The 21,091-nt window shown below is 38.5% G+C and carries 16 protein-coding genes; 8 read left to right on the forward strand and 8 right to left on the reverse strand.

Going from position 1 to position 21,091, the window contains the following annotated elements; translation table 11 throughout:
• Positions 1–26: 26 nt before the first annotated feature.
• Complete coding sequence (locus tag K1I41_RS02775) at positions 27–3,884, reverse strand: RHS repeat protein (protein WP_220641162.1); 3,858 nt, start codon at positions 3,882–3,884, stop codon at positions 27–29.
• Positions 3,885–4,142: 258 nt separating this feature from the next.
• On the opposite strand from K1I41_RS02775, the gene K1I41_RS12425 reads away from it, so the two are divergent.
• Entirely contained in the window at positions 4,143–4,424 is a 282-nt protein-coding gene (locus K1I41_RS12425; protein ID WP_255566957.1) for a type II secretion system F family protein, read from the forward strand.
• Positions 4,425–4,447: 23 nt separating this feature from the next.
• Positions 4,448–4,600, forward strand: a complete 153-nt coding sequence (locus K1I41_RS12430) for a hypothetical protein (RefSeq protein ID WP_255566958.1) — start codon at positions 4,448–4,450, stop codon at positions 4,598–4,600.
• A gap of 128 nt (positions 4,601–4,728) precedes the next feature.
• Here K1I41_RS12430 and K1I41_RS02785 read toward each other — a convergent pair whose 3' ends face one another.
• From K1I41_RS02785 to K1I41_RS02815, 7 genes are all read right to left on the reverse strand, one after another.
• A complete protein-coding gene (locus tag K1I41_RS02785; protein ID WP_220641803.1) occupies positions 4,729–5,157 on the reverse strand; it encodes a tyrosine-type recombinase/integrase in 429 nt (142 codons plus the stop codon).
• Positions 5,061–5,261 carry a hypothetical protein gene (locus K1I41_RS02790; RefSeq protein ID WP_220641163.1) on the reverse strand — a complete coding sequence of 67 codons (201 nt, stop codon included), beginning with the start codon at positions 5,259–5,261 and terminating at the stop codon, positions 5,061–5,063. The genes K1I41_RS02785 and K1I41_RS02790 overlap by 97 nt, the downstream gene beginning before the upstream one ends.
• 409 nt (positions 5,262–5,670) lie before the next feature.
• Positions 5,671–7,620 carry a PKD domain-containing protein gene (locus K1I41_RS02795; RefSeq protein WP_220641164.1) on the reverse strand — a complete coding sequence of 650 codons (1,950 nt, stop codon included), beginning with the start codon at positions 7,618–7,620 and terminating at the stop codon, positions 5,671–5,673.
• Between the two features lie 72 nt (positions 7,621–7,692).
• Positions 7,693–12,570 carry a PKD domain-containing protein gene (locus tag K1I41_RS02800; protein WP_220641165.1) on the reverse strand — a complete coding sequence of 1,626 codons (4,878 nt, stop codon included), beginning with the start codon at positions 12,568–12,570 and terminating at the stop codon, positions 7,693–7,695.
• A gap of 483 nt (positions 12,571–13,053) precedes the next feature.
• Complete coding sequence (locus tag K1I41_RS02805) at positions 13,054–13,887, reverse strand: NAD(P)H-binding protein (protein WP_220641166.1); 834 nt, start codon at positions 13,885–13,887, stop codon at positions 13,054–13,056.
• A gap of 40 nt (positions 13,888–13,927) precedes the next feature.
• Positions 13,928–14,431 (reverse strand): anthrone oxygenase family protein, encoded by a 504-nt coding sequence (locus tag K1I41_RS02810; protein WP_220641167.1) that lies wholly within the window; start codon positions 14,429–14,431, stop codon positions 13,928–13,930.
• 88 nt (positions 14,432–14,519) lie between these two features.
• Positions 14,520–15,377, reverse strand: a complete 858-nt coding sequence (locus K1I41_RS02815; protein WP_220641168.1) for a helix-turn-helix domain-containing protein — start codon at positions 15,375–15,377, stop codon at positions 14,520–14,522.
• A 149-nt stretch (positions 15,378–15,526) separates the two neighbouring features.
• Between K1I41_RS02815 and K1I41_RS02820 the strand changes: the two genes are divergently transcribed.
• From K1I41_RS02820 to K1I41_RS02845, 6 genes are all read left to right on the forward strand, one after another.
• Entirely contained in the window at positions 15,527–16,003 is a 477-nt protein-coding gene (locus K1I41_RS02820; protein WP_220641169.1) for a DinB family protein, read from the forward strand.
• A 6-nt stretch (positions 16,004–16,009) separates the two neighbouring features.
• Positions 16,010–17,257: a cation:proton antiporter gene (locus K1I41_RS02825; RefSeq protein ID WP_220641170.1), complete on the forward strand. Its 1,248-nt coding sequence runs from the start codon at positions 16,010–16,012 to the stop codon at positions 17,255–17,257.
• Positions 17,258–17,320: 63 nt separating this feature from the next.
• On the forward strand, positions 17,321–17,722 hold the full coding sequence (gene mce / locus K1I41_RS02830; protein WP_220641171.1) for a methylmalonyl-CoA epimerase: 402 nt from the start codon (positions 17,321–17,323) through the stop codon (positions 17,720–17,722).
• An 80-nt stretch (positions 17,723–17,802) separates the two neighbouring features.
• The gene (rbfA, locus tag K1I41_RS02835; protein ID WP_220641172.1) at positions 17,803–18,198 is read left to right on the forward strand and encodes a 30S ribosome-binding factor RbfA; all 396 of its coding nucleotides are present in this window, start codon (positions 17,803–17,805) and stop codon (positions 18,196–18,198) included.
• 15 nt (positions 18,199–18,213) lie between these two features.
• Positions 18,214–19,419 (forward strand): ABC transporter permease, encoded by a 1,206-nt coding sequence (locus tag K1I41_RS02840; protein ID WP_220641173.1) that lies wholly within the window; start codon positions 18,214–18,216, stop codon positions 19,417–19,419.
• A gap of 174 nt (positions 19,420–19,593) precedes the next feature.
• Positions 19,594–21,018 carry an MATE family efflux transporter gene (locus K1I41_RS02845; RefSeq protein WP_220641174.1) on the forward strand — a complete coding sequence of 475 codons (1,425 nt, stop codon included), beginning with the start codon at positions 19,594–19,596 and terminating at the stop codon, positions 21,016–21,018.
• The last annotated feature ends 73 nt before the right edge of the window (positions 21,019–21,091 follow it).

Here is a 21,091-nt window from a genome sequence, read left to right on the forward strand (position 1 = left end):
ATTGTAATAATAACATATTGTAAAGATTATTCTGTTGGCTCTGTTCGGTAATGGTATTCGTTTTCAGAGAGTACGTTTCCTTCATGGTCTATTACTTTGGTAAGTCGACCAAAGGCATCGTATTTGTACTCTATTTTAATGCCTCTTGGATCTTTAACACTTAAAACAACGCCTCTAGCGGCATCGTGAATTAGGGTTGTAACCTGATAATTGGACAATGTTGATTGCAAATTATCAAGTGCTGTTTCTAAAGCCATTAACGTAGATGAATCTGAATGAACATGATTATCGGAGGCTGTTTTTGCAATAGTAATAGCATCAGATATCGTCGTGTTTAGGTTATTTGTGCTAAAATTATCAATTTTTGCAATGGGTAGTGTGCCGTTGTACCCCCATATGTAATAGGTATGTGTGCCTAAGGTTGGCGATACTTCTACTGCGTTACCCAGTTCGTTGTATTGGTGATATTCTATTCGTTCATCGCCTACTATACCTGTGCCTTTTATGGTTTCTGCTTTGCTGGGTAATAATAGTCCATTAAAATTGCTATACTTGGTAATTACTTTTTGTAAGGGCTCGTTGTTTTTATAACTGGCTACTACAATAGGGGCGTTAATAATATTTTTAGTTATCATTTCGTCTATTACATCCTCTTCAATATCTGTAAACAAACTACTATCGTATCCACCCTGGCTTGGTGCTGGTACTGGGTAATCGTAGGTTGTTTTGTATTCGTTAACCTCATTGCCTTGGTTTACTATACTGGTCTGGCTTTTTATTTGGTAATTTGCTGTATTGTATTCGTAGGTGGTTAGGGTGCTTTTTGAAGTTTCAACGCCATTATCACGATAATACTGTATGTTTTGTGTTTGTTGTAATACTGCTTTGCGAGATTCAATGTCGTTTCTTACGTATTTGTAATGATCAAAAGTAGTACAACTATTATTATCATTAGGATCACCCAGAAAGTCACAAATTTGGTATTGGTCTTCTATAAAACAATCTGCTTGCCCTCCTATAGCACCTGATGCATCGCACTGAGGTCGCATTGGTATTCCTGGAAGCCCCGTATTATAGCTTTCCCAAGTATCATAAAAAACAATCCACTCACAATCATCATGTAGTGGTTTGTAAATATTTAATGAGAAAACAGCATCCCCAACAATAGTGTCTTCATCGTAGGTATTAATGGTTTCTTGCAGCTTCTGATCTGAATTATCCATTACCGTTGTTTTTAATAAGAGCCCACGCTTATAATCACGCGCTGGGGGTTCGTTATAAGGGTAAGTGTAGTAGATCGGATCTAAAGGAGCATCGTAAGCAGAAGTATAATTATATTGCGTATATCCTTTGGGATAATAGGATTGTATATGTGATACAATATCTGTATCCAAATCTTGTATAATTTCTTCGCGAGTATATCCCCCTTCGATTGCTTTTACTGAACGATATGTAACATAATTTCCTCCTTTGGCTAAAAATACAACGGGCTCATTAGTAATTACATTATAAGTTATTGTTCGTGGCATGAAACCTCCTACAAGGCTGTTGTCACCACTATTGTGTAAGAATCTCCTGTCCGAAGAATTATAGTTTTTTACAATATCGTGTGCTCCTTCAGTGACTCCATTGGAAGCGTTGAATTTAACAATGTGTTCGATTATTGTCATATTAGGCTCTCCCGTGATAGGATTAATACCTTGACCTATTAATGTATCTTTGCGAATACTGTCTCCAACAAAATGATAATCATAATTTATTGTTTTTCTTATCTCACCACCCTGGTCAAAAGATTTATCAACAAAAGAAATGCCTCCTATTCTTACACCTCCACCAAATAAGTAACCATTTATTTTAGTTTGTTTGCGGTAGTTTATATTAGTATAGCCTTGTACAATCGACCCTGCATCAGCATCGTCTATAAGTACGCTAGTATTACTTATCACAACTTTAAATGTTAAATACCCCTTGGGTACGTAAATAAAACCGTTATGGTTGTCAACATCAGCTAAATCATAGGATATGTTGTAGCTACCGCCCGTAATTTCTAGGCTTAATTTATCTTGATGCTGTATGTTTGCGGTAATATTAACCTCAACCTTAATACGCTGAGGGTGAGTAATAAGAATTGATACTCCATCATCAGTATGGGTTGTATAATTGGTGTCAGCCACTCCAACTTGAAAAGCGGAATCAGAATATTTAGAGTCACTATTTTCATTTAGAGGGTTCAAATGATAGCTATCCAAAAACTTGTTCCCTTTTTCATATGTAAAAGTATTAGAATCGAAACCAAAAAGTTTGCTCCCTCCAGTTGGGTAAGTTATTTTAGTTAACACCCCTCTTTTTACTGCACTATAATCGTAATAGAACAGTTCGTGAATATCATGTAAAACTTCTCTAAAATCACCGTTTTCATAGCCCCATGGATCAAGATTGCCTGAAGTTATAGACTGAAAATTATCGTTATCAAAATATTCAAATAGGTATTCTTGTGGGTCGAGTAAAGAACCTATGGTTACTCCGTTTAGCCATAGTCTTCTGCTATCAGTATCCTCAATTCGATGATACGCTCCATTTGGTTTTTTTTCAATTGTCTTAGTAGTTTTGGTACCATGATGCAGAGTTATTGATTGATATACATCGGCAGCACTCCTTTTTAATAAGATTTGTTCCAGATAAACACCGTTGTTTTCTGGATTGGTACCTTGGTTTGATACTTTAAACTCAAATTGAGTTCCATCCCTAAAATAAACGTAATTTAATTTTTTTGTATCCACTTCGATAATAGTCCAAGACTGAGAACGTTCAGGACGTAAGTACTGTATATTAGCAGAATTCCCGAGTAGAGTGTTCATGGCACTGCTAGATGGAGAGGTAATTCTGTTTTCTGTTCGACTAGGAGTAGTAGAATAATTTTCTTGGCTATCGGTGTAAGTAAAAGTAGCTAACGTCTCATCATTGCTAGTTTTTATTGATACAAGATGCCAAGCAGATACGGTTGAAACAACTACAGGGCTTATATCAGGCATTATACCTCCTCTTAGCGCCAAATTACCTCCAAGACCATAACCATCTAAAGGATTTAAACTTGGATTACCACCTACCCCAGTTTGAATTGGCTGTTGTGGATATACTATTGATGCGGATCTAGAACGTGTTGTTTCTATGGCACCGTCTCCAAAACGATATTTGATACCATTGGCATCGATAACTGTAAAACCTGTTATAACATAATCATTTGTGTAATTTAAAGTAATTTTTACCTTATTTTCTAAATTTAATAATTTAGGTACTAATATTCCGTTTTCCTTTACTACTGCAAAACGACCATTTAGTCCGAGTACACTATATTGAAATAGGTCGGGTTGAGAATCCCATGGTTTTTCAGGGTCTTTACCACTGGCATTCCATAAAAATTCGTTTCTAGTGCAATCATCAGAGCCAACCGAAGAGGCGGGGTCTGAAAGAAAGGAATTCCATACGTTACTATTATGATGAAAAAGACCAATTGATCGGGAACCTTCTCCTTCGTCTTGCTTTTCATCAGCAATTCCACCACGTACTGTTCTCGAAACAGTCCCTCCTGCTTCAAGTGACCAGCCTTTTCCTACCCAACCCGAACGGTCTTGAGGGCGTATACCTAATGTAGAATAGCGGAGTGCTATTGGTAAGGTAAGACCCGCTCCTAAATTCTTAGACGCTAATGGTATAGCTATATTAGGTTGTCCTGTGTGCATATCAACAGGTACTTCTTCAAAGTGCATTAAATTAGCAACTGTTGGTGACGGGGGAATGATTTCTGGTAGTTTAGGAGCGTCTTGAGCTTTTGCTAAAGCTATTATCGAAAAAGTAAATAAAAATGTTAAGAGCCTTTTATTCATTGGTCAGTTTTTTTGAATCGTGCAAAAATATTTCAATTAATACTATTCATTAATTAACTAACGTTAATTGTGTGTTAATAATTGTGTTTTGGTGAATAGAGTTTTTCTATAAATTTATATTAGCAGCAATTTTTCACTATGCTTACGAAATTTTCAAAAAAATATAGAAAGGCAATGAAAAAGCAGATAAATAAGCTACCTTCTTTCAGTTTACAAGAAATGCTTGTTGTACTACCTACCTAATGCTAAAAATTCCTTTTGCAGGGACTTTTTATAAGTAAAATATACCTAGCACAATTTGCGCAGGCGGTTACGCTACTTATTACATCGAAAGTCCCTATACTAAACAGTATCCAGATGGTTACTAAAATGATACGATTTGTGCCGTCAAAAGAAGCCCTAATCAAGGTAAAAGCAAACAATATGAAAGCTGAAAACTTGAGCGACAGTTTAAAAAATAATAAATTATTTGATAACAGAATTATTTCGCTTGTAAAAGTAGCCGAAGAAACCCAACTGAGTACATATTCAATCAGTTAAACGAACAATATAATAATGAAGTTATGCAAAAATTAAAAGTTCTATCTACTGTTTTAGAACCATTTATAATACTGTTTGTAGGCGCATTGATTGCTGTTTTACTTGTAGCAATGTATTTACCAATGTTCCAATTAAGTAATGCATGGGGTAGGATACTAAAAAAGGCTTTCAGATAAATCTAAAAGCCTTTACACTGTAGTAGCAAAGACGGGAGTTGAACCCGTGACCTCAGGGTTGTAAACTCTTAAATTTTGGATTATATTTTTTCATTTTCTATCTGTTTATATATGAAAAAACAACATCACTAAATCTCAATGATCATGTCATTATAAGCATCCAAGGCGGTATTGGAAAGACTATCTAGATAAACTTGAGTGGTTTTAAGACTTTCATGTCCGAGCATTTCTGAAATAGCGGAAACAGGAATACCTTTGTTATTGGCAAGAGAAGCAAATGTATGACGGCTTACATAACTTGTTAATTGTTCTTCTACTCCTGCTAAATCCGCTAAATGCTTTAAGTTTTTATTATAGCGTTTTCTTGCTTCCTGAATCCTCTTGTATTGGTTTTCTAATGAATCAGATTTGAGTATAGGAAATATAAACGATTCTTTTTGCTTATCTTTTATGTAGTATTTCAATACCTCATGAAGAGCATGCGATATTTTAATAGTGTAAGGGCGATGTGTTTTCTTACGGGTATAGTATATACGCCCATCAATAATGTTTTCCAGTTTTTTTCATCCCAATATTTCTCTTCGAGAAAATAGTGTAGCGGAATGGCTATGGTTTTTCTTTTTCTACGCTTATCGAGTGAAAGCACTATCGTGGTTGCCATTGATGAGGGATTAATGATTTAAAAATTTGCACGCAGTTTGCACGCAAATTTTGTATCTATATGGTTTTTCATGGTTCTTTTTGAAGAATAAAACCTCTCAAAACACTGATAATCAAAGGTAATAAAAACATTTGAAAATAAAGTAGTGCTGACTCATAATCAGGTGGTCCCTGGTTCGAGCCCAAGTGGGACCACACCAAAAAAAGCCTTACATTGCTGTAAGGCTTTTTGTTTTTTAAGTTATTGCAAACTAAGCATAACTATTGTATAGCCCGTATAAATAAGGTATAAGACCATATTGATTAAGATATACTAAAAGGCATTTGCCTTAAACCAGTTAAAGGTTGCTTAATGTAAATTATAACTTATAGGCGTGGGGGTACACTACGTTTATAACTAACGTGTAATATTACATTTTTAGCAAACGTACTGTAATTGTTGTACCATTAGTACTTGTAACTTTTAACAGATAGCACGCATTGGCAAATGTAATAGTACTCAGTTTGTTTTCGCCTTTGTAAAAATAGCCTGTAGCTACCTCAGCACCTAAAACAGAATATAATTTGTACTGCAATGTTTGGGTGGCGGTAATTGTAAATAAGTCTTTACTAGGGTTTGGGTATACACTAAATATTTCGTTCGTAAAATTATCGGTATGTAAAGGAGTGGCGGTTACCTCATCGCAGTACTGATTACTACCACATGCATTGGTTACCGTTACACAAACCGTATAAGTGTTAGGTGTGGCGTAGGCATGCGTTGGGTTTTCTTCATCAGAAGATGCGCCATCGCCAAAACTCCACGAAATAGTATCGTATGGTTCTGTACCGCTGTAATTAAAGCTAAATATACCTCCATTAGCATCGTTGGGCGCGAATCCGAAATCGGGTTCTGGCAAAGCACAATCGCAATTATCAGTACCGTGTTTGGCAAAGAAAAAATCCCAACCTTGTGCTCCGTTTACTAATGTTTCGTCGTTTACAAAAAGTTGTCCCTGAAATCGTCCGCCTACATAAAAATTACCTAAATTATCGGTTGCTACTGCTGTACCGTCATCTATAGCACCAAAGTTGCTACCTAAGGTATATAGTCCTATAATACTACCATCGTTAGCATTAAATTTACCCAACATAACATCGTAACCCGAGTTATTCTCTATAGATAATAGTTCGCCATCCCAATTTATATTGCCATGCCCTGCTACTACACCTACTTCGGTAGTGCTTGCTACAATACTGCTGGTTCTGGTGGAGCTATTACTGGTTGTAGCATTGGTACTCCATATAAGCTCGCCTGTAGCACTAAGTTTTAGTATAAACGGAAATGTTCCTAAATTCTCAGAGTTGAATGTTGCACCTGCAAACGTATCGCCGTTTGATGTCCCTCCCGTTACGTAAAGGTTGTTTGTTGCATCAACATACATATCTTCAATAACACCATCAAATTCATGGCTGTTTTCGTGTTTCCATAAATATGTTCCAGTGGCATCAAATGCTGCTAAAAACATAAAGCTGTTAACAGTGCTACCTCCTATTACGGGTGCTGTGGCTCCGAAAGGCAAATAGCCGCCTATGTATAGTGTACCTGTAGTATGATTTTGTACCATTTTAAATATAGGACCAAAGCCTATTGTTTGCATATCTAACGGGTTAGCACTTACAAAAGCGCCCGAAGTATTGTATTGTAGCACAAATAAGTTATCGCCTTCCGTTGTATTTTCAAAAGCACCATTAGCATACGTACCTTGTGGTAAAGTACATAACCAATAGGCGTTTCCTTCGGCATCTACCTGAAAATCTTTGGTTATGCTGTGCCCTTGTGCATCTATTTGTGTTACGTCATCTGCTTGGGGTAACGTAACCCACTGAAATACACCATCGGAATTGTATTTTGCTAAGAATAGGTTTTGTTTGTGTTGGTTGTTTTGTGTTGAATAAGGGAGGGTGTATGTCGTATCGGTTTCGCCTCCAAACATTACCTCAGAGGTTCGTTGTAATGTTCCTGCTACGTAAATGTTGTTTTGTGCATCGGTTTGTAACCGAGCTACTCTTTCAAATCCCGCTCCTCCTATAATGCTAGACCATCGGTAAGTACCCTCGCAATCAAAACTAGCAATCATATAATCAGGGTTTCCAAAAGCTGTTTTGCTCACACCATCTATTTCTAAATTGGTTTCGCCTACATGGGCTAGTATATACAAATTACCATCGGTATCAGTAATCATCGATTCTACTTTTTCCTTGTCCTGTACATCATCAAAGCTTCCTCCTTTTTTTGCCCATTGCCATGTTTGCGCCTGTAGTATTTGCGTGCATAGGCATAGGGTTACTATAATAAGTATAGTGTAATTTTTCTTCATAATATAAAAATGTTAATAAGCCGGAGCACATTATGTGCCCCGGCTATTAAATTAAAACTGTAGCTATTACTACTATTTCACTATTAATGCTTTTTGAGTTATTACAGTACCGTTAAGTTTCATAACTACTATGTACTGCCCAGCAGCGAAGCGCGATAGTTGCGCATCCCATGTGCCGTTGGTTTTCTCTAAACTTGTACGCTCCATTAATACTCCCATTAGGTTGTATATCTCAAGTGTACGAACGTCGTTGTCTGCACTATTGCTAAAGTTATACTGTAGTTGTACAGCATCTGTAGCTGGGTTTGGCGAGATTGAAAGTTTCGATTTCGCAAACGCATCGTCTGATATCGTTGAAGCACCCGACTTGGATAATTTTTTACATCCTGGTAACTCTATTGTACGTTTTGTAACACACGGTATACCTTTATAAGTACCTTGTATGTAAATGGTAACTGCTCCGCCAGTAAATCCGTTAAGCGGTACAAAATGTACTGTATGTGTACTGCTTCCTGGTGGTGCTGTTACTCCTGATGGTAGGAACAAGCCTTCGCCATTTGGTGCTGTTATAGTAAATGGTATTGTTACACCGTGTGGGTTGTAAATATCATATGTAATTGCAAAAGCACAAGGCCTGTACTTCTCATCTCTGGATATTCTTCTTACACGAAACTTAACCTCACAATCTTTACAATCAACAACTTCAATATTTACATCGCCACTAACTCTATCACATAAGCCGTTATCTAGTGTTAGCTGGTAGGTACCAGCGCCATAAGTACCTAAATCGAGGTCGCCTACAAGAGAGAACATACCCGAAAGTTGTACATCACCTCTAAGCCATGCCCAATAATCGTAAGGTACTGTAGGTCCTGCCGTTATTGACGATTGTCCTAGTAATTCTTCACAGAATTGGTAACATCCTACTGGAACCGTCCAGAAGTGTACTGCTGGATCTCTAGGTATAAATATGTCGCGTGTAGAAGTACATCCTGATGTATTGGTATAACGCACTTGGTAAGGTCCTCCTTGTGTTACTTCAATCGTATCACCCGTCATACCATTACTCCACGTATAGGTGCCTGGTCCAGGTCCTGTAGCTACAAGTTCTACCGTGTACGTATCACAATCTAACATCGTAAAGCTAATTGATGGCGATGCTGGTAATGCATTTACTACTACCGTGTGTGTATCGGTATTGGTACAGAAGCCTCCGTTACCGTCAGAAATACTAGTTGTTACTACGTAGTTGTACGTTCCGGCAACATTAATGGTTTGCTCTATACTGTTCTCTCCATTAAATGCTGTTAATGGTGAGCCATTTAGCGTCCAAGCATAATCTGCACCCGTACCGCCTGCTGGTGTAGTTAACACAAAAGTATCGCCTGCACAAGTCTCGTCCGGACCGTTAATGCTTGCTACTGGTGCTTTAATGAAGTTAACTATTACAGCAGGTAAATCCAGCGTACAACCTAAATTGGTTTCAACACTTAGGCTATAATTGCCTGATGTAGTTACGTTAAGTGTAGGGCTTGTGCCAACTACTACACCGTTTCTGCTCCACTCGTACACCGTTGGTGTAGGTGTACCCCCATTTGGTAAATAGGATAACGTTTCTGTTTGTCCATCGCAGGCTGTTAACGACGTTGCACTAATAACCCCTGCCAATTGGTTAGGCGTAACGTTAATAACAGATGAGCTTGTTGTTGAGCAACCAAACTGGTTGGTAACAGTTAGTGTTACAGTACGGTTACCAAAAGTATCGTATACCTTATCTGGCGATTGTTGCGCGTTACTAGAGGTATCTCCAAATTGCCACAGATACGTTAGCCCTGGCTGAATATCATCTGGTGCAAAGTTAATAACCGCATCTTCGCATCGAGGTGCATCGTGTGTAAAGGTAGCCAATGGCAACGCAGGTAAATCTATCGTTTCAATACTGGTACTACAGGGTGTGCTTGTAGGTCCGTCTATCGTAAGTTGTATAGTATGCATACCTGGTGGTAAACTTGCTAAATGGCTTATTGCTGCACCCGATTGTACTACAGTACCGTTGATACGGAAGGTATAGTTTGTAATAGGGTTACCAGGGTAAAAGTTAGAGTTATCTAACAATTCAACGCTATAATTACCACCTGTACCACACGTAACCGTATGTTTAAGTTCGGGTAAGTAAGGTACTACAACGGTTACGCTTTTGGTAACGGCACATGTACCATATATTACTCTGTAGAAGATAGTATAGCTACCCGACTCATCATATGTAAATGTACCTACATTGTTTGTAGTACTTTGCGATGCTGGTGGTGCAGGAGTTATCCACTGCACACTGGTTGGTGTACCTGTAAAGGTTCCGTTTACGGTTATTGTACCACAGTTATTTACTGCCGATGTTATGGTAACCGTTTGCCCCGTTGTACAAGGTGGTGGTCCGCCACAATTACCGTTGTATTGTGTAGTATTGGTAGTAGTAGTACAACCGTTATTGGCTGTTACTACTGCATAATAGCTACCGTAGGTTGTAGCCGTATAGGTTTGGTTTGCTCCAGGTGCTCCTGATACTTGAAGTACGCCATTACGATACCACGCAATAGTACTTAATGCCCCAATACCGCCTTGTATATTAACCGTTAGGGTTTGTGGCGACATGCTTGGGCAGATAGCATAATTACCTGCTGGGCTTATACTTGCCACTGGCGATGGGTTAACAGCTATAGAGTGGTTTACTATAGCTGGGTTTATACAGCCATTAGCATCATTAACCGTTATTACTACGTTGTAGTTTATTTGCGATGTGCTTGATGATGTAAATGTATGGGTCTGGCTTGTCCAACCCAGCATACTATCGTCTGTAGTTACTATAGTACCATCACCAAAATCCCATGTTACCGTTCCTGATGTTAATGTAGGTGTAGATAGTAACTGGAAGTTAACCGTATCGCCACTACAAATTGTAGCTGGTGGGCTGTTTAATGTAACGTTGGGTGATGTTATTACATTTACTGTATATCCTGGTTGTGGGTGTAATGTACCACATCTTTCAATAGCAAGGTTTACAGTTGCAATACCTGGTGTTTCGTTCCATAAAATGGTTACACTATCCGTACCGTTACCTGAGCTTACACTACCCGCAGTAGCAGGTGTTATTGTCCAAATATAGTCATCGCCATCAGCATATCCTGCATCGTACATTTCGTAGTTACTAGAACATACTGTAGTATCGCCCGTAATGTTAGATGTTACTACAGGCTCTGTAACTGTAATTGTAGTTTGATCAGAACGGCAGCTTGGTGCGTTTATAGTTTCGCGCCATACATTTATGGTATAAGGTCCTGCACCTGTAAAGATAATATCTACTTGGTCGCCGTAATTGCTTCCTGCAATAGAGCCCCCTATTACTTCCCAACCTATTTGCGTTCCTGGTACAGTATTGGTTACGCTATACGCTGTAGGTGTATCTCTACATACTACTGTTGGACCAGTAATACCCGATGGTGCTGCCTCAGCCGCTCTAACTAAAATATCAAGCTCCTCTGGTTGGCAAAAAGTACTACCTGTTACGGTAAGTGTATAATTTCCTGCAACGGTATAAAGGTGGCTAAAGCTACTGCCCGATCCTGTAAATGTACCGCCAGGTCCTGTAAGTGTCCAGTTACCCGAGCCACTTTGTAGTGCATAATTACCCGTAGTGTTGTTACACAAATCAATATCGCCTGTAAATACAGCTCTATCTCTAATACTTACTGTTATAGTAGCTACGCCACCACAGTTTAACAGTGTATTGTAGTACGTTGCATTAAGGATTACTTGACCTGTGTTGCTTGTACTTTGTATTACAATTTCGTTTTTATTTTCGGTAGTTGTTAATGTAGCACCTGTGCTACCTGCATCCAACGTCCAATCAAAATTAGTCGATGGCCATTGGGGTAGCTTGTATAAACTTTGGCTGTTAGTACACATTACCAAATCGCCAACAATAGTACCTTGTGCTTGTATAACAGGTACCTCTACCGTAACAATACTACCACACTCCATACCACAGTCCGACGCATCGTAAGTTACATAACCAAATCCGCTAGATCCAACATTGTCCCAAATCACTTGTACCGAACCACCATTAGGCTCGTACGATAATATCGTTCCGCCTTCAACACTCCAGTTTTCTTCTTTATAGCCGCATTTGTCAGCAATTTCTTCAGGCACCATGTAAGAACCTTGTCCGCCTTCGCATACTACGCTAGGGCATGTTATCTGGAAACCGCCTTCGCCTACTTCAATTTCCATTTTGTACCTACTGGTACAATTACACGCATTGGTTACCGTAAGTACTACTGTGTAGCCTCCGGGACTGTCGTAGCTATGCGTAGGTTCAAATTCCGATGAGAAGTTACCATCACCAAAATCCCAGTAATATGAGATAAGATCAGAACCGCCATTGGGGTTAGATAGGTTTACAAACTGTAAAATGTCTTCTAAGCACACTTGGGCAAAATTGGAACCCAAATCGGGTAGTAAACCAAATCGTGCTTTGGGAGAATCGATAATTTCAATACAAATTTCTACCTCTTCTATTGTATTATCGTTCTTAGTAATAGCAGCCATTAAAGTGCCTGCACCCGCTGCACCCCAGTTTACGGTACAACTTGTAAGTGAGCTACTTGCAATTGTACCACCAGTTGCTGTCCATGCAGTGCTTTGCCAGTTGGCACTATTACCCGTAAGATTATACGTTACTGAGCTAAATTCGCATACACGTACACAGGGACCATCCTGTATATCTTCTTCGTACTTTTCGCGTTGTTCATCGTAAACTAAGCAGCCTACTTCAGAATCCCACGTAATTTCGATTGATTGGGCGTAAGTGTTGCCCGTAAAAATCATGAGCCCAAATAGAGCAAACAAAAACAGCTTATACCGCCGCCCTTGCCAAAGAGTAGTGTTTTTTTCCATAAATTAAAATTTTAATTGGATGTTAAACAATAAGTTTTTTAGGTAATTAAATTTAGAAATTAATCAGGCTAATTTTACACAATGAAAATTGATGAAAAAGTAAAATTTTAAGATTTTTTATGTTTTAATTTAAATAACATTAACAATAATGCGGGTTTTCAAATTCATAACATTAAAACATATTTTTGTTATAAAAAAATATAAAGTATGCAATTTATAACTAAAACTTTAACTAATCTGCATGAGCAGCCTACTCCAAAAAATTATATTTTAAATACATAAAAAGTGAAAAAAATTGATTTTTTACTGATAATGTTGCGAATAATAACATTATTAGCTTACTTTTTTGAGTAATTGCCCTCTGAATTAAGATGCATTACGCGAGTACGCATCTAAAAATGAAAAAAAGCAAACAAAAAAGCCTCACAGAATTGTGAGGCTTTTTTATAGAATACTAGAGTTATTTTATGGTACAGATAATTGTTAAACTGTAGCAATATTCCAAACACCTGTACTGGCGGTTTGTTTTACGTAATCCGAAAAATCTATGGGTTTTCTGCCAAGCACCTTTTCTACATCGTTAGTAACTTGTGCGTTGTTTTGGTTATCTAAAACTTCGGTAAACAAATACTCTATTAACCATATATAATCTGCTGGTACACCTTGTTGTTGCATTGCGTTAACATAAGCCTGCATTGTTATGGGTGTAAATGCTATAGTTCTATTAGTAGCTGTAGCAATCTCGGCAATTACTTCTTTAAAAGTAAGCGTCCTAGCGCCTGTTAATTCATAAATTTTGCCATTGTGTTTGCTGCTTAATAATACCTCAACAGCAACATCAGCAATATCATTCGTATCTATATAAGGCACCTTTACATCTGGTTTTGGTAACGCTACATGCCCCGCCAAAATAGGAGCTAAAAAAAAGCTCTCACTAAAGTTTTGGTTAAACCAACTGGCACGAATAATAGTATAATCAATACCCGAGTGGATAACTACCTGCTCACAAAACTCAGCCTCCTTTTCACCTTTACCCGATAGTAATACTACCTTTTTTATGTTACTGCTTTTGGCTTGTTTGGTTATTGCCTCTATAGCCTCCAATGCGCCTGGTACTGCCAAATCGGGCTGAAAGGTAATATATACGGCATCCATCCCTTCCATAACAGCTGCCCAATTATCAGGCTCCTGCCAACTAAACGATGGTGTGGCATTACGTGAGCCAATACATACGTTTACATTTTGTTTTTCTAGTCGTTCTACTACTTTACGACCTGTTTTTCCTGTTCCGCCGATTACTAAAATGTTGTTTTGCATGATTTTACGATTTTAAATTATATTGAAAATAAGTTTGAGATTATAGGGTATGTTTACCGCTTAAATACAGGCTAATAACAAGCAATAGAAAAGACAATAAACTGGTTGTGGTTCGGATAAGATGAAGCTGATTCCAACGCACCTCAAACTGTTGGCGCAGTGTATACAGCTCCTCAGTTGTAGCCTGTAGTACATCTGTTTTATCTAACATTTCATTTAAAGGCACATTACCAAAAAGGGTTACTACAACCACTCCAAAAAAGTACAATAGCGTTGCAGTAAGTAGTAAAAACAGTATAATTTTTGGATGCCCTTTGTATAAAAAAGCGTTGAGTATCCCTATAAAAAAGGGAGCGAAAAACACCAGAAAAAATGTAGGGTTTAATATTGCCCTATTCATTTGCTGAAACGATTGCAAGTATACCACATCGGGTAAAGCACCTATGCCTTTGGTTACTGTGTTAGTCCATGTAAAACATAACCCTGCCGATAGCCCTGTAAATAGTACGGTTACTATTAGCGCAAAAAATTTAAACGATTCCATAATTATTTGTTTTTAATTATGGAGCAAAGGTGCTGCGAATGAGCCGTTTGAATTTGTTGCTAAGGGAGTATGATTTATTCCAGAAGTATTATTTTTTAATTTGGCTGGGGCGGTAACCAAACTTTTTTGCAAAAGCATTGGAGAACGAGCTAAGGCTATCGTACCCTACATGCCAGGCAGCCTCTTGCACCGTAGCGGCTTCGGTATGTATCATTTTATGGGCAACAGTAAGTCGTTCGTTTTGGAGGTATTTAAAAACTGGCACACCAAAAAGTGCTTTAAACGTTTTTTTAAGTTTAAAGGTATTTAACCCTATTTGTTTGGATAACTCGGTAAGCGATGGCGGATTATTGAGGTTTTTAAACAATATCTCTTTTGCCAAATACAGCTTTTCACGCTCTTGTTCATTAACAACCTCTTCTTCTTGTTGGGAGAGTTGCCCAAAAAAGTGCGATAGTAATGTGGTTATTTGGCTCCTAAAAAACATCATTTTAGTTTTGCCCTCATACGGAATATTAAAAACAGCATCTACAATTGTTTCCATTTCGGGCGTCATAAAAAACATTGGTCCCTCCACAAAATGGTCTTTAGGATGTACTAATTGATGCAAAAGGTTCGTAAAAATCTCACCTTCATCATTAGGTAAGTCACCTAAATTTCTTAGTGCTGTAGCTATAACAATACATTGCAAAGGTTTGTTGGGCGAAATGGTATGTATAAACTCTACAGCAGCATCGGCATAAAACGAAAAAACCAAACCTTTGGTATTACTGTAGTCTTTTTGTTTAGCGCCATACTTTACCGTTAAATCTACATTGCCAGAGCCATAAAACGCAACCGCTATAAGAGGCTCTTCAAACTTACAGGCATCGGTAGTAACCGTACCAGACGAACCTACTTCTACTAAAATTGTAAAATCGTTAATTTCTATAAAATCTCTAACCATCGGGTGGTAGTGTTTATAAAGCTAATGTAATAAAAAAACCTAAAAGCCTACTTATTTAACCGCTGTACGGTTTTTTTATGTGTTGGTTTATCTGTAGCTTTAAAATCGTTATTTTTACTAAATATCAAGAGGCATATAAGTATTAGGTTATGGAAGATAAATACGCACTAGCAAAACGTTTTAGGGAAGTAATCTTGAACGGAACATGGATTGCTAATACCAACTATAACGACCAGTTAACAAATTTGGATTGGAAAATTGCCACAACCCAACACCAGTCGTTAAATACAATAGCCGCACTGGCACAACACATACACTATTATATAAATGGTATTACAAATGTGTTTAAAGGAGGTAATTTGGATATAAGAGATAAATATAGCTTCGATTTTCCGCCCATTACATCGGCAACACAATGGCAAGCCTTCTTAACAAAATTTTGGAACGATGCCGAAGCTTTTGCCCAACATATTGAACAAATGCCCGAGGCACAACTGCACGGAAAATTTGTAGCCGAAAAGTACGGCACCTATTACCGAAATATTGATGCCATGATTGAGCACAGCTACTACCACTTAGGGCAAATTGTACTGATTAAAAAACTACTGCTAACAACCAACAACTAAAACACTATGGATTCGTATTTTATTATTACCGCATTAACCTTTTTAGCAGCAATATTTGGCTACATTAACGCCCGTTTTTTAAAGCTACCCACCACCATAGGCTTAATGCTTATAACCATTTTGTACACACTAGGCGTTTTTGTACTCAGCTATTTTGACGATACTTTATTAAGGGCTGAAACCGACTTAATTCGGGAAATTGATTTCGAAATGGTGCTAATGGATTATATGCTAAGCTTTTTGCTGTTTGCAGGAGCGTTGCATACCAATTTCCAACAACTCAAGGTACAACGGTGGCCTATTATGGCATTTGCAACATTGGGCGTATTAACATCTACATTTTTAGTAGGTACAGCCGTATTTTACCTGCTATCGTTTATGGGAACACCCGTAAATTACATTTACTGCTTACTGTTTGGAGCAATTATTTCGCCAACAGACCCTATTGCAGTACTCGGAATACTAAAAAAGGCTAACGTACCTAAAAAACTCGAAACTAAAATTGTAGGCGAATCGTTGTTTAACGATGGCGTAGGTGTGGTTGTTTTTTTAACCATATTTAGTATAGCCAGCTCTAAAAATGCAACCGTAACCCCTATGGATATTGTAACCCTGTTTGGTAAAGAGGTTTTTGGGGGCATACTGTTAGGCTTACTAATAGGTTGGGTGGCGTATAAACTCATGAAATCTATAGACGATTTTAGTACCGAGGTAATTATTACACTAGCAGCCGTTATGGTAGGTACCGTTACGGCGCAAAAATTCCACCTGTCCGCCCCCTTAGCTATGGTAGCCGCTGGGTTGGTAATAGGGAACGATACCATACGCGATAGCGCAATGTCGGAAATTACCGAGCGTTACGTAGATAAGTTTTGGGAACTCATCGATATCTTGCTCAACGCCATTTTGTTTGTACTAATTGGTATGGAAATGCTCATATTAACCTACGAGGTACATTATATTGTAGCAGGACTAATAGCCATACCCATTGTGCTGGCTTGCCGATATGCATCGTTATTTTTACCTATAAAACTATTTGAAAAAAAACTGGATTTTGTACCCAAAACCAATTTGATAATGACGTGGGGGGGCTTGCGTGGCGGAATATCCATTGCTTTAGCATTAACCCTAACCAACGAGATGGAAAGAGATATGTTTTTGGTATTAACTTATATTGTAGTGGTATTTTCAATACTAGCACAAGGCTTAACCATCGAGAAATTGGTGCGCAGGTTTATTCCCAAAAAAGAGTAAACCGTTAGCCCGTCGTTTTAAAAACACTAATTTTGCGAGCTAAATAGCACATAAAAATACACCATGAGAAAAATAGAACATATAGGTATTGCCGTAAACGATTTAGAAGCATCCAACCAACTATTCGAGAAACTATTTGGCGCACCCGCCTATAAAACGGAGGAAGTAGCTAGCGAAGGCGTTAAAACTTCTTTTTTTATGAATGGTCCGAATAAAATAGAGTTGTTAGAAGCCACTAACCCCGATAGCCCCATTGCCAAGTTTTTAGCCAAAAAAGGCGAAGGCATCCACCACATTGCTTTTGATGTAGCAGATATTACTGCCGAAATTGCCCGCCTTAAAGCAGAAGGCTTTACTGTACTAAACGAAACACCAAAAAAAGGCGCCGATAACAAATTGGTAGCATTTTTGCACCCTAAAGGTACCAACGGCGTATTGGTAGAGCTGTGCCAAGAAATAGCATAAAACACCAACAACAGCCACAGCATATAACTTTTAGCAAAACAACCGCTAACACAAAACCATAAATTGAGTACTTTTGTACCATGGAAGAAACAAACAGGCAAAAAAAAATAGGCACACTATTGCAAAAGGATTTAGTAGATATCCTACAGGGCGAAGTGCGCAAAAACGGGATTAGCAACCTCATCATATCAATATCAAAAGTAAACGTTACCTCCGATTTATCTATAGCAAAAGTATACCTTAGTATTTTTCCTACCGAAAAAGGCGAAGAGCTTTTAGCAGCCATACGATCGAACACCCCCCTTATAAAACACGACCTTTCGCAACGCGTAAAAATGCAATTGCGTAAAGTACCCAATCTTATTTTTTATATCGATGATACGCTGGACCAAATGGAAAAAATTGACGAGGAACTAAAAGGCGAAAACAACCCCATTACCAACCCCGACCTTTTGGACCGACGTAAGAAATCGTAATACCACACAACCACATTGAGCTTTTCGTTATACATAGCCCGCCGATATACCATAAGCAGGAGTAAAAGCTCAGCAGTAAACATTATTACACGCATAGCAGCACTTGGTATTGTAGCCAGTACTGCTGCCCTATTTATAATAATGTCGGCATTTAGCGGACTGCGCGAATTTACCGTATCGTTTACCAATGCTACCGACCCCGAACTGCGGGTACTCCCTAGTTTAGGAAAATCGTTTCTAATAACGCCCGAACACGAAAAGCAATTAAAAGGCATAAATGGCGTAGCCCAATACACCAAAATAGCCGAAGAACGCGTACTTTTTTATTTTGACGGCAAGGAGCAAGTTGCCTTTTTAAAAGGAACCGATAGTACGTACACCAACGTAAACGCTGTAAAAGAAAAAGTGATTGCGGGCAACTGGCTAGAACCAGAAACTAGCCAAGTAGTAGTGGGGTACGGTATTACCAATGCCCTATCTATGGGGTTATTCGATTTTAATAACGACTTGCAAGTGTTTGTACCCAAACCAGGGAAAGGACTTATTAACTCGCCCGAAGATGGTTTTAAAAAAGCACTACTCGTACCCATAGGCATTTACTCCATTAATGAAGATGTAGATAATAAATACGTGTTTTCCGATCTTGGGCTGGCGCAAGAGTTACTCCAATTTAAACCCAACCAAATAACCGCTATTGAGCTAAAGTTGGCACCCAATGCCAACGAAACCGAAATACGCGAGCAATTAAGCACCCTGTTCAACAACAAAATAACCATTAAAAACAGAGCGCAAATAAACGCATCGTTATACAAAATGCTGAATGCCGAAAATTTAGTAACCTACCTGTTTTGCTCGTTAGTGGTGGTAATGACGTTGTTTTGCCTTGCAGGTGCCCTCATTATGCTAATACTGGACAAGCGCGAAAACATTAAAACACTATTTAGCCTAGGTACTACCGTAAAAGAGCTACGCAACATATTTTTGTACCAAGGCATATTTATTACTACACTTGGTGTACTTATTGGGCTTGCCATAAGCGTTAGCGTAGTATTGGCACAACAGCACTTTAGCCTGCTTATGCTAACCAATACCCTTGCCTACCCCGTAAAGTTTACCATGGTAAACATACTTATTGTTATAGCTACTATATACATACTAGGCATATTAGCATCGTGGTTGGCAGCCAACCGTGTTAACAAAAAATTACTCGAAAATTCTTAAACCAAATAGTACTGGTATAATTTTTTATATTACATTTGCTTTAAATGCATATAGGAATATGATAGTTTTTGCAGTCCCCAATCAAACGGGACACCTACTTACCGCAAAATAAACCAAAGGCAATAACCTCTTTTATTGCCACATTACTATTATAAACTTTTACATCTTTATACAATGACACAAGTTGTACAGCGAAAAAATGCATTTTCCCGATTTTTTATATTACTCAAACAAGCGCTAAAAGGCGAAAATATTGATTTTACCAAAGGTAGCATCCGCAGGGCTGTATTATTACTTGCTATACCCATGATGCTCGAAATGATGATGGAATCGGTGTTTGCACTCGTCGATCTGTATTTTGTAGGACACCTCGAAAATAGCAGTTTTGCGGTACAAACCGTAGGATTAACCGAGTCGGTACTTACCATAATATATTCTATAGCCATAGGAATGAGCATGGCAGCTACCGCCGTAGTGGCACGCCGTGTAGGCGAAAAAAAGCCCGAAGCAGCGGCACGTGCTGGTATGCAAACCATACTGGTAGCCGTAGCTATAAACACCATTTTTGCTATTGTTGGCTTTATTTATGCTACCGATATTTTAATACTCATGGGGTCATCGGAAGCATCGGCTAAATTCGGAACAAACTTTTTTCGTATCATGATGGGGAGTAGTTATGTTATTATGCTACTGTTCCTGTTTAATGGTATTTTTAGGGGTGCGGGTAATGCCGCCATTGCCATGAAGAGCCTTTGGATAGCCAATATTTGCAACATTATACTCTGCCCTATTTTTATTAATGGTTTAGGTCCTATACCTGCCTTTGGGCTTACGGGTGCTGCCATTGCTACTACACTAGGTAGGAGTATTGGTGTAAGTTACCAATTGTATAACCTATTTAATGGTAAAGGCATACTTAAGGTAGTAAGTGCCTATTTTGTACCGCATTGGCAACAAATAAAAGGAATTGTAAAAATTGCTGCACCAGGCATAATGCAGTTTGTTATTGCCTCGTGCAGTTGGATATTTTTAGCACAATTGGTTGCTACCACTGGGGGCGACGAAGGCTCGGCGGGGTACCAAAGTGCACTCCGCATTATGATGTTTTTCCTGTTACCCGCATGGGGGCTAAGCAATGCGGCGGCTACCTTGGTGGGGCAAAACTTAGGAGCAAAACAGGTAGCCCGTGCCGAAAAATCGGTATTTGTTACGGCTAAGTTTAACGTTATTTATATGGCTAGTATTACAGGGATTACCTTGTTGGCTGCCGACCCTATTATGTGGTTTTTTACCAACAATACCCACGTACACGATATTGCTGTAGAGGCAATACAAATACTAAGCATTGCTTTTGTGTTTTACGGGGTGGGTATGGTACTTATTAATGCCTTTAATGGTGCGGGCGATACTAAAACGCCTACCCGTATTAACTTTTTTGGGTTTTGGTTGTTCCAAATTCCGTTGGCGTACATTTTAGCAAAAGTGGTTGATTTAGGACCTACTGGGGTATTTATTGCCATACCTGTTTCGGAGATGTGCATAAGTATGGCAGGCGTTATCTTATTTAAACGAGGGAAATGGAAAAAGGTTAAAGTATAACAACAAAAAAACGGCTCGATATTCAATCGAGCCGTTTTATTATTACTACTTTAATTATTCTTCTTAATCTTCT

The sequence above is a fragment of the Flavobacterium litorale genome, assembly GCF_019613795.1.
Classification (GTDB): Bacteria; Bacteroidota; Bacteroidia; order Flavobacteriales; family Flavobacteriaceae; genus Flavobacterium; species Flavobacterium litorale.